Origin of the sequence: Micromonospora humidisoli, from assembly GCF_016900955.1 — a bacterium.
In the GTDB taxonomy this organism is placed as follows: domain Bacteria; phylum Actinomycetota; class Actinomycetes; order Mycobacteriales; family Micromonosporaceae; genus Micromonospora; species Micromonospora wenchangensis.
In genome coordinates this window covers 35,188-48,159 of sequence record NZ_JAFEUO010000002.1, presented here as the reverse complement: position 1 = coordinate 48,159, position 12,972 = coordinate 35,188, and the positions used below count along the sequence as shown (strand labels likewise).

The 12,972-nt window shown below is 71.9% G+C and carries 11 protein-coding genes, 1 tRNA gene and 1 other RNA gene; 4 read left to right on the top strand and 9 right to left on the bottom strand.

All coding sequences use genetic code 11. From position 1 onward, the window contains the following. Positions 1 to 48 precede the first annotated feature (48 nt). Together JQN84_RS05600 and JQN84_RS05595 are read left to right on the top strand one after the other, a co-directional pair. Entirely contained in the window at positions 49 to 708 is a 660-nt protein-coding gene (locus tag JQN84_RS05600) for an HNH endonuclease family protein (protein WP_204957386.1), read from the top strand. Continuing rightward, positions 690 to 1,118, top strand: a complete 429-nt coding sequence (locus JQN84_RS05595) for a hypothetical protein (protein WP_204957385.1) — start codon at positions 690 to 692, stop codon at positions 1,116 to 1,118. Before JQN84_RS05600 ends, JQN84_RS05595 begins: the two co-directional genes overlap by 19 nt. A 55-nt stretch (positions 1,119 to 1,173) precedes the next feature. On the opposite strand, the gene JQN84_RS05590 is transcribed toward JQN84_RS05595, so the two are convergent. The 5 genes from JQN84_RS05590 to JQN84_RS05570 form a co-directional block, all read right to left on the bottom strand. Beyond that, a complete protein-coding gene (locus JQN84_RS05590; protein WP_204958139.1) occupies positions 1,174 to 2,250 on the bottom strand; it encodes an ABC transporter ATP-binding protein in 1,077 nt (358 codons plus the stop codon). Between the two features lie 92 nt (positions 2,251 to 2,342). After that, complete coding sequence (locus JQN84_RS05585) at positions 2,343 to 3,329, bottom strand: ABC transporter ATP-binding protein (RefSeq protein WP_204957384.1); 987 nt, start codon at positions 3,327 to 3,329, stop codon at positions 2,343 to 2,345. Between the two features lie 109 nt (positions 3,330 to 3,438). After that, the gene (locus tag JQN84_RS05580) at positions 3,439 to 4,521 is read right to left on the bottom strand and encodes an ABC transporter permease (RefSeq protein WP_239484944.1); all 1,083 of its coding nucleotides are present in this window, start codon (positions 4,519 to 4,521) and stop codon (positions 3,439 to 3,441) included. Continuing rightward, a complete protein-coding gene (locus JQN84_RS05575; protein WP_088643793.1) occupies positions 4,518 to 5,525 on the bottom strand; it encodes an ABC transporter permease in 1,008 nt (335 codons plus the stop codon). Before JQN84_RS05575 ends, JQN84_RS05580 begins: the two co-directional genes overlap by 4 nt. Positions 5,526 to 5,624: 99 nt before the next feature. After that, the gene (locus JQN84_RS05570) at positions 5,625 to 7,304 is read right to left on the bottom strand and encodes an ABC transporter substrate-binding protein (RefSeq protein WP_204957383.1); all 1,680 of its coding nucleotides are present in this window, start codon (positions 7,302 to 7,304) and stop codon (positions 5,625 to 5,627) included. A gap of 768 nt (positions 7,305 to 8,072) precedes the next feature. On the opposite strand from JQN84_RS05570, the gene JQN84_RS05565 reads away from it, so the two are divergent. After that, positions 8,073 to 8,657 carry a hypothetical protein gene (locus tag JQN84_RS05565; RefSeq protein ID WP_204957382.1) on the top strand — a complete coding sequence of 195 codons (585 nt, stop codon included), beginning with the start codon at positions 8,073 to 8,075 and terminating at the stop codon, positions 8,655 to 8,657. Positions 8,658 to 8,724: 67 nt separating this feature from the next. Here the strand turns inward: JQN84_RS05565 and recR are convergent, their stop codons facing one another. The 4 genes from recR to ffs form a co-directional block, all read right to left on the bottom strand. Next, positions 8,725 to 9,318, bottom strand: coding sequence for a recombination mediator RecR (gene recR, locus JQN84_RS05560; protein ID WP_088647762.1), 594 nt, complete (start codon positions 9,316 to 9,318; stop codon positions 8,725 to 8,727). Positions 9,319 to 9,325: 7 nt separating this feature from the next. Then, a complete protein-coding gene (locus JQN84_RS05555) occupies positions 9,326 to 9,634 on the bottom strand; it encodes a YbaB/EbfC family nucleoid-associated protein (protein ID WP_239484943.1) in 309 nt (102 codons plus the stop codon). A 110-nt stretch (positions 9,635 to 9,744) separates the two neighbouring features. Then, positions 9,745 to 12,546, bottom strand: coding sequence for a DNA polymerase III subunit gamma and tau (locus tag JQN84_RS05550; protein WP_204957380.1), 2,802 nt, complete (start codon positions 12,544 to 12,546; stop codon positions 9,745 to 9,747). A gap of 106 nt (positions 12,547 to 12,652) precedes the next feature. Next, an RNA gene (ffs, locus tag JQN84_RS05545) (signal recognition particle sRNA small type) lies at positions 12,653 to 12,742 on the bottom strand. 82 nt (positions 12,743 to 12,824) lie between these two features. Between ffs and JQN84_RS05540 the strand changes: the two genes are divergently transcribed. Continuing rightward, positions 12,825 to 12,909 (top strand) — tRNA-Ser (locus tag JQN84_RS05540). The last annotated feature ends 63 nt before the right edge of the window (positions 12,910 to 12,972 follow it).

Below are 12,972 nucleotides of genomic sequence, written 5' to 3'. Positions count from 1 at the left end.
GTACTGTGCGGGATCGCCGGAAGCCCGCAAGCTGGAAAGGTGTCGTCTGTGCGTACCAGATCAGGAGGCCGCGCGGCGGTGGCGGCGGCCCTTGCCGCGCTGCTCGCCCTCGGCGCGGGTGGTTGTGACGTCTCGGTGGCGGAACCGGAGGCGCCACCCGGCAACTCCGGCAACGTCGGTGAGCAGCTCGCGGAGCTGACCGTCGCCGAGGCCGGCTCGATGAAGGGTTACAGCCGGAACCGCTTCCCACACTGGCGGGACACCGGCAAGAACTGCGACGTACGGGACAGTGTGCTCCAGCGCGACGGCAAGGACATCCGGCTCTCCGGCTGCAACGTGGTCGGCGGGCGGTGGGAGAGCGTCTACGACGGGCGGACCTTCACCGACCCCTCCGACGTGGACATCGACCACATGGTGCCGCTGGCCAACGCGTGGCGTTCCGGGGCCGACGAGTGGGACGACGCCAAGCGCGGCGACTTCGCCAACGACCTGACCCGACCGCAGCTCTTCGCGGTCTCCGCCAGCTCCAACCGGTCCAAGGGTGACCAGGACCCGTCGCAGTGGAAACCGCCGAATCGCGCCTACTGGTGCACGTACGCGGAACACTGGGTAGAGGTCAAGCACCACTGGAAGTTGACGGTGACCAGCGCCGAGAAGGCCGCCATCACCGACATGTTGGGGGGCTGCACATGGGCGAGCAAGCGCTGACACCGGCCGACGCCGGGGCCGACCCGGCCGGGACCCCGGCCGACCGATCGCAGGAGGGCACGGGGGCGGCCACCGCCGGGATGACCGCCGACGGACAGCCCGCCGCCCCGGCCGGGGTGCCGGGCGCGGGGATGACCGCCGACGCGGGCGGCACCGGCGGGCCCCGCGAGCTGACCGCCGACCTGGTCGCCGGCCCCGGCGGGGTGATGACCGACGAGGTGGGCGTGGTGACCGGCGAGCTGACCCTCAAGACGCGGTACGCCGACGGGCAGGTCACGCTCACCGTGCAGTACAAGGACGCCGACGAGTGGTACGCGGTGACCGGCGGGACGGCCAAGCTCGCCGACCCGGCCGACCTCGACGCCGTGCACACCGTCGCGCTCGCCCTGCTGCACCGCCCCGAGGGCTGACGCACCCACGGCAGGGCCCCCTTCCCGACGCCGGGAAGGGGGCCCTGTCACCTGCTCACGGGGTGGGGATCAGCTCACCGGGGTCGCCCGGCGTCCCGCCCTCGTCCGGTCGGACCAGTTCGGGTTCCACCTCGTGCGGGCGCAGCCGCCCGGCGGCGATATCCTCGGCGAAGTGGCAGGCGACCCGGTGGCCGCCGACGACCTCGCGCAGCGCCGGCCGCTCGTCGGCGCAGCGGGTCGGCTGCGCCCACGGACACCGGGTGTGGAACCGGCAGCCGGCCGGCGGGTTGGTGGGCGACGGCAGGTCACCGGCGAGCAGGATCCGCTCCCGCCGGTCCTCGACCAGCGGGTCCGGCACCGGCACCGCCGACATCAACGCCTTCGTGTACGGGTGCATCGGCTCCCGGTAGAGGTCGTCGCTGGACGCCTCCTCCACCAGCCCGCCCAGGTACATCACCCCGACGGTGTCGGCGATGTGCCGGACCACCGCCAGGTCGTGCGCGATGATCAGGTACGTCAGCCCGCGCTCGTTCTGGAGGTCCTCCAGCAGGTTGAGCACCTGGGCCTGGATCGACACGTCGAGGGCGGAGACGGGTTCGTCGGCGACGATCAGGTCCGGGTCGAGCACCAGGGCACGGGCGATGCCGATGCGCTGGCGCTGCCCGCCGGAGAACTCGTGCGGATACCTGCTCAGCGCCGAGGCGGGCAGGCCGACCGCCTTCAGGGTGTCCCGCAGCCGCCGGTTCGTCGCCTCCTTGTCGTCGGCGAGGCCGTGCGCCTTGAGCCCTTCCACCAGCAGCGACTCCACCGACTGCCGGGGGTCCAGGCTGGAGAGCGGGTCCTGGAAGATCATCTGCATCCGGCGGCGGGCCCTGCGCATCGACTCGCCCTTGAGCGCGCGTACGTCGGTGCCGTCGAAGACGATCTCGCCGTCGGTCGGTTCGACCAGCCGCAGCAGGCCCCGGCCGAGCGTCGACTTGCCGCACCCCGACTCGCCCACCAGCCCGTACGTCTCACCCGCGTTGATCGACAGGGAGACACCGTCGACCGCGTAGACGTAGCCGACGGTACGGTCGAAGAGCAGCCCGCTCTTGATCGGGAAGTGCACCTTGACGTCGCGCAGCTCGATCAGCGGCCGCCCCTGTTCCGCCGCACCCCCCGCCCCGGCCTGCCCGGTCGCGGCGTCGTCCGTCGCGGCACCATCCGTGTTTCCGGTCCGTTCGGTCACGGCACCGCCACCTCCTCCGAAACGGGGTTGTTGCACCGCAGGTCGCCGCCGGTGGCGGTGGGCTCCAACGGTGGCGGGCCGTCCAGGCAGGCGTCCACCACGTTGTCGCAGCGGGGCGCGAAGGCGCAGCCCTCGACCCACGGGATGTTGTCGGCCACCGAGCCACGGATCGCGTGCAGCCGTTCGCCCCGCACCGAGTCGAGCCGGGGCACCGAGTTGAGCAACCCGTGCGTGTACGGGTGCCGGGGCCTGGCGAACAGCTCGTGCCGGGCGGCCCGCTCCACCACCTTGCCGCCGTAGAGCACGTTGACCGTGTCGCAGAGGCCGGCCACCACCCCGAGATCGTGAGTGATCATGATGAGCGCGGTGCCGGTCTCGTCGACCAGCTGCTTGAGCAGGGTGAGGATCTGCGCCTGGATGGTGACGTCCAGCGCGGTGGTCGGCTCGTCGGCGATGAGCAGCCGGGGCTTGCAGGCCAGCGCGATGGCGATCAGGGCACGCTGGCGCATACCGCCGGAGATCTGGTGCGGGAACTCCGTCAGCCGACGGTCCGGGTCGGGGATGCCCACCGCGTCGAGCAGTTCCCGGGCCTCCCGCAGCGCCTTGCGGCGGTCCATCCCCCGGTGCCGCTCCAGCACCTCGGCGACCTGCACCCCGATCGGGACGACCGGGTTCAGCGAGGACAGCGGGTCCTGGAAGATCATGCCGATGTCCCGGCCGCGGCGGTCCCGCAGGTCGTCCGGGCGGAGCTTGAGCAGGTCGGTGCCCTCGAACAGCACCTCACCGGTGACCCGGTTGCCGCGCTTCGGCAGCAGCCCCATGACCGCCAGGCTGGTCACGCTCTTGCCGCAGCCGGACTCGCCGACCAGGCCGACCGTCTGCCCCGGCTCCACCGTGAAGCTGACCTGGTCGACCGCCGTGAACGGCCGCTCGCCCCGGCGTTGGAACACCACGCTCAGATCGCGTACGTCGAGCAGGCTCATCGGGTCACATCCTCACTGTGCTGGTCGTTCGCCTCCGGCTGCGGTCGCCGGTCCACCCGGCTCCCGTCCGGCCCGGGGCCGCCTGCCACACCGCACCGCCGCACCGCCGTCACCGCCGGTTCTTCGGGTCGATCGCCTCGCGCATCGCCTCACCGAGCAGGGTGAAGCCGAGCGCGACCACGATGATCGCGAGCGCCGGATGGTAGGCCAGCTCGGGGCGGACCTCGAAGTAGCGCTGGCCGTCGACGCCGAGCATCAGCCCCCACTCCGCCCGGTTGATGTCCGGGTCGCCGAGGCCGAGGAAGGACAGCGCCGCCGCGTCGAGGATCGACACCGCGAAGGTCAGCGTGGCCTGCACGATCACCGCGGTCAGCGAGTTGGGCAGCATGTGCCGCAGGACGATGTTGCGTTCCTTGACGCCCAACGCCCGCGCGGCGAGGACGTGGTCGCTCTCCCGCTGGGCCAGCATCGAGCCGCGCAGCAGCCGGGCGAAGATCGGCACGCTGACGATCGCCACCGCGAAGATCACCGTCCACTGGCTCGACCGGCTGGCCATCGCGACCAGGGTGATCGCCAGCAGCAGGCTGGGCAGCGCCAGCATCACGTCGGTGAGGCGCATCAGCACCACGTCGACCCAGCCGCCGAAGGCACCGGCGATCGCGCCGAGCAGCACGCCCAGGGTGAGGCCGATCAGGGTGGCCAGCACGCCCACGAAGAGGGTCTGCCGACTGCCGTGGATCATCCGGGAAAGGAAGTCCCGGCCGAGCGGGTCCGAGCCGAACGGGTGCCCGGCGGTGGCGCCGGGGATGCTGTCCACGGTCAGGTCCCGGGTCAGCTCGTCGAAGCGTTGCACCGGGTCGTGCGGGGCGATCAGCGGGGCGAAGAGCGCCACCAGCACGAACAAGCCGACGATGACGGCGCCGACGATGGCCACCGGGTTACGGCGCAGCCGGCGCAGCGCGTCCCGGTAGAGGCTGACCCCGCCCGGGTCGGCGGTGGCCCGCGCCAACTCGTCGAGCCGGGCCCGCTTGCGGTCGCCGAGCCGACCGATGCTGCGCTCCCGCCGCTGCTCCGGGGTCTCGTCGGCCGGCCCGGCGGGGCGGTCCTCGGTCGGGTTCCCGGCGGGCTGGTCGGTGGGGGTGTCGCCGGTACGGGGCTTGCCCACGCCGGGGCGGGTGGTCGGGTCGGTCATCGCACACGCACCCTCGGGTCGATGAAGGCGTAGGAGAGGTCGACCAGCAGGTTGACCAGCACGAAGACCAGCGCGGCGAGCAGGATGATCGCCTGGAGCACCGGGTAGTCCCGGCCACCGCTGATCGAGTCGGTGATCAGGGTGCCGAGCCCGCCCCAGTTGTAGACCTTCTCGGTGAGCACCGCGCCGGAGAGCAGCGCACCCGTCTGCAGACCGATGGTGGTGACCACCGGCAGCAGGGCGTTACGCAGGATGTGCCGGCCCCGGATGGTGCGGTGCCGCAGGCCCTTCGCCTCGGCGGTCCGTACGTAGTCCTCGTTGAGCACGTCGAGCACGCTGGCCCGGGTGATCCGGACGATCACCGCCAGCGGGATCGTGGCCAGCGTGACCGCCGGCAGGATCAGGTGCCAGAGCGCGTCGGCGCTGGCGTCGAACTCCCGGGTGAGCAGGCCGTCCAGGACGTAGAACCCGGTCACCGAGGTGTTGTCCATCCCGGTGCTGATCCGCCCGGACGGCGGGAACCAGTGGATGTCCTGGGTGAGCACGTCCTTGAGCAGGTAGCCCAGGAAGAAGATGGGGATCGAGATGCCGAGCAGGGTGCCGGCGATGGTCAGGTTGTCGAGGAGTCGGCCCCGGTAGCGGGCGGCGAGATAGCCCAGCGGCACCCCCAGCCCCACCGCGATGATCATGGCGGCGATGGCCAGTTCGATGGTGGCCGGGAAGGCGCGGGCGATGACGTCGGTGACGGGGTCACCGGTCCGGATCGAGTTGCCCAGGTCCCCGGTGAGGACCCGCTGCATGAACTTGCCGTACTGCACGAGGATCGGCTGGTCGTAACCGAGCGCCTTGATCAGCAGCGCCCGTCGTTCCGGGGTGGCCCGCTCACCGAGCAGCGCCTCGACCGGCCCGCCGGGCAGGTTCCGCAACCAGACGAAGATCAGCGCGGACAGCGCTATCAGCGTCACCACCAGTTGGAGCAGGCGGCGGACTATGACTCGCAACATCTCTCACACACCAGACTCTCGATGTTCGCGGCATCGGCCCGGGCCGGCACTTGCTCCCGACCCGGGCCGATGCACGCCTACGGCGTCAGCCGACGGACGTCACTTGCTGCTGACGCTGACCGTGTTGAACCGCTCGTCGGTCAACGGGCTGGCGACCATCCCCTGCACGTCCTTGGTGACGACGATGGCCGGCGGGGCGTGCCAGACCGGCACGGCCGGCAGCCACTTCGCGGCGATGTCGCGGTTGACCTGCTCCCAGGCCGCCTTCTTGCCCGCCTCGTCGACGGTGCCGTCGGCCTTGGCGATCGCGTCGAACATCTCGGTCATGGCCTGGTCGCCGAACTCGACCTTGCCCCGGCCGAAGAAGGTGCCGACGAAGTTGCCCGGGTCGTTGTAGTCACCGGTCCAGCCGAGGATGTGCAGGTCCTGCTTGCCGAACTGCTGCACGTCGTCCTTGAAGCCACCGTTCCACGGACGCGGCGTGCCGTTGACCTTGATGCCGACGGCCTGCAGGTCGTTGGCCAGGACGGTGAAGATCTCCTGCGGGTTCGGCATGTACGGCCGGGAGACGTCCGGCGGGTAGTAGAAGTTGAGGGTCAGCCCCTCGGCACCGGCCTCCTTGAGCAGCTGCTTGGCCTTGTCCGGGTTGTACTCGTACTTCTGCACGTCCGGGGCGTAGCCGAGCACGGTGTCCGGCATGAACTCGTCGGCGACCTTGGTGCCACCCGGGCCCTTGGTCTGCACAAGCTGCTGACGGTTGAGGGCGTAGGCGATCGCCTGGCGCACCCGCAGGTCCTTCAGCTTCGGGTTCTTCTGGTTGATGCCCAGGTAGAGGATGTTGAACGCCGGGCGGTCGAGGACCTGGAAGCCCTCACCGGCCAGCGCCTTGCGGTCGGCCGGCGCCGGGAAGTCGATGCCCTGGACGGTGCCCGCGCGCAGCTCCTGCTTACGGGTGTTCTCGTCCTTGATCACCTTGATGATGACCTTGTCGACCTTGGCCTTCTCACCCCAGTAGTCGGGGTTGCGGTTCAGGGTGATCTCGTTCTTGGCCTTGTCCCAGCCGCCGAAGGTGAACGGGCCGGTGCCGACCGGGGTGGTGGTCGCGAACGAGCTGTACTCGAAGGAGTCGCCGTTCTGCTTGACCGTGTCGGCGTCACCCTTCTTGAGGGCCTCCGGGCTGGCGATCGAGAGCGCGGTCAGCGCGAACGCGCCGGGGAACGCACCCTTGTACCTGTTGAGGGTGACCACGGCGGTGCCGTCGTCCTTGGCCTCACACTTGTTGTAGAGCGCCTCGCCGGCACCCTCGGCCTCGTTCTTGGCGAACCCGCCGAAGACGTCCTGGTAGTAGATCATCTGCGACTGGGCGGCGGCGCCCTTCATGTTGTACCAGCGGTCGAAGTTGAAGCAGACCGCGGCGGCGTTGAAGGGGGTGCCGTCGTGGAACTTCACGCCCTGGCGCAGCTTGAAGGTCCAGACCTTGCCCTCGGGGTCGTGCTCCCAGCTCTCGGCGAGGCCACCGACCAGGTCGGCCGTGCCGGGCTTGTGCTGGACCAGCGTGTCGTACATCTGCCGGACCGGCCGGAACGACTCACCGTCGTCGTTGAAGATCGGGTCGAAGTTCTTCGGGTCACCGGCACCGGCGAAGATGAAGGTGCCGCCCGTCTTGGCCTCGCCACTGCTGTCATCGCCGCGGTCACTCTCCGCACAGCCGGCCGCGCCGACCGCCAGGGCTGCAACGGCCACGAGGCTCACGGCCGTCCTTAGCCTTCTCGCCTGCATCTCTCACCTCTGTCATCCGCCTGAACAACGCCGGTCCATGGCTCGGTCCGTGAGCGGGAGGCTATGACACGACACACCGAAGCGGAACGTCCGTTAGGCAATCGCTACCAAGCCGACACCAAGCGCTCCGTCTGACACCGCCGGATCTCCCGACAAACGGGACTGTCACAGCGGAACCTCGGAGTTATGTCGGGAAGTCACCCGATTGTCCGGGCCAGGAACGCCGTCGTCACCCGCCGTCACGATCCAGCCCGCCGCCCCGCGCCGACCGGGCCGACGGACGCCGTCCGGACGGGGTGCCGGGCGCCGCCGGCACCGGTGTCCGGTCCTGGGCACGGCCCGCGTCCGGGCCCGGGTCGTATGCGCCGGGTGGGGTCGACGTCCGGTGACCGGCGGCACCCGCCGGCCGGAATCCCGACCGGGCCCCCGGCGTTACACCATCCGTACGACCGCAGCAGCACCCCGGGCCGCCCGACGCCCCGGCCGCCGGCGGAATGACCCGGCACCGACGGTCGTTACACCTCGGTACGACCGCAGCAGCACCCCGGCCCACCCCGCACCAGCTGCGGGAATGACCCCGGAACCCCGGTCGTTACCACTGACCCCGGCACGAGCGGCAACCACCCCGGCCGGGAACCCCTGAACCTCCCTTCCCCCGCACGAGCGGCCCCCGACGTGGTGCCCACGCCCCAACACCGCCCGTCCCCCACGGGCACACCCGGCCCTCCACCGGCCGGACGGGGCGTCTACCCCCGAAGGAGCTTCCCCATGAACACCACCATCCTGCGCAAGAGCATCCTCGGCATCGCCGGTCTCGCCGTCGCCGGTGGCCTGGCCGCCGGCCCGCTCAACCACCACACCCCCACCATCGACACCCGCCCCGTCGCCGCCGTCCAGGCCGACAAGCCGGCCACCGACACGCTGATCCCGCACGGTGTGCAGGGCGACCAGTCCCACATCGACCTCAACGACGAGCAGACCGGCAACGTCAAGGCGATCATCGCGGCGACGAAGAAGGCCGGCATGGACGAGCGGGCCGCGGTGGTGTCGATCGCCACCGCCCTGCAGGAGTCGAAGCTGGAGAACCTCGGCCACCTCGGCGACCGCAACGACCACGACTCGCAGGGCCTGTTCCAGCAGCGCCCGTCGAGTGGTTGGGGCACGGTGGAGCAGATCACCGACCCCGAATACGCCACCCTGGCCTTCCTCAAGGGCCTCAAGCAGGTCGATGGCTGGCAGGACATGCCCCTGACCAAGGCCGCCCAGACGGTGCAGGTCTCCGCCTACCCCGACCACTACGCCCAGTGGGAACAGCAGGCCGCCGACCTCGTCGCCCAGCACTGGAACAGCTGACCCTGCGTACGACACGATGGCCGGCACCCCGAACGGGGTGCCGGCCATCGGCGTACGTGGCGGGGGGTCAGACCGCGCGGCGGCCCTCGAAGGCCCGACCCAGGGTGATCTCGTCGGCGTACTCCAGGTCGCCGCCGACCGGTAGGCCGCTGGCCAGGCGGGTGACCGCGATGCCCATCGGCTTGACCATCAACGCCAGGTACGTCGCGGTCGCCTCGCCCTCGGTGTTCGGGTCGGTGGCCAGGATCAACTCGCGGATCGTCCCCGCGCTGAGCCGGCTCATCAACTCGCGGATGCGCAGGTTGTCCGGGCCGATCCCCTCCAACGGATTGATCGCCCCGCCGAGCACGTGGTAGCGGCCCCGGAACTCACCGGTCCGCTCGATCGCCACCACGTCCTTCGGTTCCTCGACCACGCAGATCACCTCGTCGGTGCGGCGCGGGTCGCGGCAGATCCGGCACTGCTCCGACTCGGCGACGTTGAAGCAGGTGGTGCAGAACCGGACCAGGTCCTTGACCTTGCGCAGCGCACCGGCGAGCCGGGTGACGTCGGCCGGGTCCGCCGACAGGACGTGGAAGGCGATCCGTTGGGCGCTCTTCGGGCCGACGCCCGGCAGCCGCCCCAACTCGTCGATCAGGTCCTGGATGGCACCCTCGTACATCTGCGGGTCAGAATCCGGGCAGGCCGAGGCCGCCCATGCCGCCGGCCACCGGGCCCATCTTCCGGTCGGTCAGCTCCTTGGCCGCCTCGGCGGCGTTGTGCAGGGCCGCGACGACCAGGTCCTCCAGGGTCTCGACGTCCTCCGGGTCGACCGCCTTCGGGTCGATCCTGATGCTCTTGACCTCGCCGGAGCCGGACACGGTCGCGGTGACCAGGCCGCCGCCGGCGGTGCCGGTCAGCTCGGCCTCGGCCAGTTCGGCCTGCGCCTTGGCGATCTGCTGCTGCATCTTCTGCGCCTGCTTCAGCATCTGCTGCATGTTCGGCTGTCCACCTGGGCGCACGGATGGCTCCTTCTCGCACTCGTCTGCTCGGCCGCGCCCAGCCTAGTCGGGCACGACCGGTGGTCTCCGGTCCGGGCGACGGCGGGTCAGCGCGCGTCCACCTCGTCGATCTTCTCGGCCCCGAACGCCTCCCGGAGCAACTGCACCGCCTGCTCCTCGCTGGACTGCCGGGCGGTCCGCTCGTCGATCACCTCGTCCAGCGGTTCGTCACCCGGATCGAAGCCCTCGTAGGCCGGGGCGGTCGTCGGCTGCGAACGTCCACCGGCACGCCCCGGCCCGTCGTAGTCCGGGTCGTACGGTGGCTCACCGGCCCAGTCGGCGTCCGCCGTCCGGCGTGCCGGCTGGGCGGTCCGGGGCACCTTGGCGCTGCCGGCCGCTGCCGCCGCCGCGGCCGCCCGCGCCGCCGCGATCGCGCTGCTCACCGGGGCTGCACCGGGGGCGGTCGCACCGGTCTGCGCCGGGGCCGTCGCCGGTCCCGCCGGCCTGGGTACGGCAGTCGCCGCCCCGCCGGCACGCGCGGTCGCCGCCCCGGCCGCCGGTGCCACCGGCCGTGCTCCCGACCCCCCGGCCGTGCCCGGTCCGGCCTGCGCGCCCGCAGATCGGCCCGCCATACCGTCGGGCGTCGTCGCCGTGGCCACCGCGCCGCCCGGACGGGCCGCCTCGGGCCAGTCGCCGGCGTCGCCCGCGCCGCCGACCCCGCCGGGGCGGGCAGCCTCCGGCCATCCGTCCTCGCCACCGGGACGGGCCGGCTCGGGCCAGTCGTCGTCGGCCGCGTTGGTCCCGCCGCCCTGCGCCTGCGGGTCGTCGCCCCGCACCGCGACGGCGGTCGCCCCGCCCGCGCCGGAACCGTCCACCGCACCGGCGCCGTTCACGCGACCGGCACCGGCAACACCCGGCACCCCGTGCGGGCCACCGGGGCCGGCCCCGCCCGCCACGCCGTTCACGCCGAGCCCGGGGTGCGCGCCGGTCGGGGCAGCATCGGACCGGGCCGCCGGCCCGCCGGCCGGACGGGCCACGCTGGACGGGCCGGGACCGGCATCCGGGCTGGCTGACGGGCGGGACGGGTGGGGGGTGGCAGCACCATCGGGCGGGCCGGGCGGGGAGTCGGCGACAGGCGTGGCCGGGCGGGCCGGACGCGACGGACCACCCAGGGTCGCCCCACCCCGCTCGCCGGCCACCTCGCAGCGGATCTGCCAGCGACCGCCCAGCTCCTCGTAGAGCGCGTCGGTGAGCACCCGGGCGTGGTCGGCCATCATCTTGGCCAGCACCACCGACTTCACGGTCACCACCAGCGTGTCACCGTCGAGGTCCCGGACCACGGCGTCCCGCATCAGGGCGGCGATCCGCTTGTTCGTCCGGTTGACCTTGCCGACCACCTCCGGCCACGCCCGCCGGACGGCCACCGCGTCGAGCGCGCCCACCGGGTCGCCGCCCGGACGGGGCGGCTCGGGCGTCGCCGGATCGGGCAGCACCGCCGACGGCGGCACCGGACGGCGTACGGGAGCGGCGTCGACGACCGGTGGGCCACCCGACGTCGGCGCGGCGGGTGCCGCCGAGGATGGTGCGGATCGGGCTCCGGCCACGGCGGCCCGCGCGGCAGCCGCCCCGGTGGGGCCTGCGGACTCCGCCGGGGTGTCGGCGACGGCCGGAGTGGGCTGGGGGCGTACCTCGGTGGGGGTGGGGGAAGTCGCGGAGCCGGCGGCGGCCGGCGGCAGGTCGACGGCACCCAGGGTGAGCCGGCGCTCCATCCGTTCCAGGCGTTGCAGCAGGCCACCTGAGGAGTCGTCGACGCCGGGCAGCAGCATCCGGGCGCAGATCAGCTCCAGCAGCAGCCGGGGAGCGGTGGTGCCGCGCATGTCGACCAGACCGTTGTGCACGATGTCGGCGCAGCGGGACAGCGTCGCCGGGCCGAGCCGCTGGGCCTGGGCGGCCATCCGCTCGATCTGGTCGGCCGGGCCGTCGATCAGGCCCTTGTCGGCGGCGTCCGGCACCTGCTGGAGCACGATCAGGTCGCGCAGCCGTTCCAGCAGGTCGGAGGCGAACCGGCGCGGGTCGTGCCCGGCCTCGGCCACCCGGTCGACGGTCGCGTACGCCGCCGCGCCGTCCCCGGCGGCCAGCGCGTCGCACATCTCGTCGATCAACGCGGCATCGGTGACGCCGAGCAGCGCAGCGGCCCGGGGATAGCTGACCCCCTCCGGGCCGGCACCCGCGATGAGCTGGTCGAGCACGGAGAGGCTGTCCCGGGCGCTGCCGCCACCGGCGCGCACCACCAGCGGGAAGACCGCCGGATCGACGGTCACCCCCTCGGCCTGGGTGAGCTGCTCCAGGTACGGCCGGAGCACCTTCGGCGGGATCAGCCGGAACGGGTAGTGGTGCGTCCGTGACCTGATCGTGCCGAGGACCTTCTCCGGCTCGGTCGTGGCGAAGATGAACTTGACGTACTCCGGGGGCTCCTCGACCAGCTTGAGCAGCGCGTTGAAGCCGGCCGACGAGACCATGTGCGCCTCGTCGATGACATAGATCTTGAAGCGGCTCTGGGCCGGCGCGAAGAACGCCTTCTCGCGCAGCTCACGGGCATCGTCGACGCCACCGTGGCTGGCCGCGTCGATCTCGATGACGTCGATCGAGCCGGAGCCGTCGACGGCCAGCGACCGGCAGGAGTCGCACTGCCCGCACGGCTCCGGGGTGGGGCCCTGCTCACAGTTGAGCGAACGGGCCAGGATCCGGGCGCTGGAGGTCTTGCCGCAGCCCCGGGGGCCGGAGAACAGGTAGGCGTGGTTGAGCCGCCCGCTGCGCAGCGCCTGCGACAACGGCTCGGTGACGTGCTCCTGGCCGATGACCTCGGCGAAGGTGCGCGGCCGGTACTTGCGGTAGAGCGCCAGCGTCACTCGCCCCGCCTCCTCTCGACCGAGCCATTCTGCGCCGGTCGGGCGCGGGTGACCACCCACCACCCCGGACCCGGCCCGCAGGTACGGTACCGGTGGCCGGAGACAAAAAGGCCTCCCGTGCACCCGGCAGAGCTCGCTTATCCTTGCTGCCTTCCGGCCCTGGGGAGGTTCACGAGATACCGCCGCACGGGAGGTAGGCCCCACCCTACCCGACAGCCGGTGGATCTTCGGGGGGTGGTGGGGTGGCCGGGCCGCCGGGGACCTGTATCCTGGCTCGCGGAGGATTCGCCTAGAGGCCTAGGGCGCACGCTTGGAAAGCGTGTTGGGATAAAACCCTCACGAGTTCGAATCTCGTATCCTCCGCTCGCCTGAGCAGCACCAACGTCGAGGGTCGGCCCCGATCGGGAGCCGGCCCTTCGTCGTTTC

Excerpts from the sequence above, each read along its gene's own strand:
- JQN84_RS05570 (WP_204957383.1), bottom strand. The coding sequence starts at position 7,304 with ATGCAGGCGAGAAGGCTAAGGACGGCCGTGAGCCTCGTGGCCGTTGCA.
- JQN84_RS05585 (WP_204957384.1), bottom strand. The coding sequence starts at position 3,329 with ATGAGCCTGCTCGACGTACGCGATCTGAGCGTGGTGTTCCAACGCCGG.
- JQN84_RS05555 (WP_239484943.1), bottom strand. The coding sequence starts at position 9,634 with ATGCAGCAGATGCTGAAGCAGGCGCAGAAGATGCAGCAGCAGATCGCC.
- JQN84_RS05580 (WP_239484944.1), bottom strand. The coding sequence starts at position 4,521 with ATGACCGACCCGACCACCCGCCCCGGCGTGGGCAAGCCCCGTACCGGC.
- JQN84_RS05565 (WP_204957382.1), top strand. The coding sequence starts at position 8,073 with ATGAACACCACCATCCTGCGCAAGAGCATCCTCGGCATCGCCGGTCTC.
- JQN84_RS05595 (WP_204957385.1), top strand. The coding sequence starts at position 690 with ATGGGCGAGCAAGCGCTGACACCGGCCGACGCCGGGGCCGACCCGGCC.
- recR (WP_088647762.1), bottom strand. The coding sequence starts at position 9,318 with ATGTACGAGGGTGCCATCCAGGACCTGATCGACGAGTTGGGGCGGCTG.
- JQN84_RS05575 (WP_088643793.1), bottom strand. The coding sequence starts at position 5,525 with ATGTTGCGAGTCATAGTCCGCCGCCTGCTCCAACTGGTGGTGACGCTG.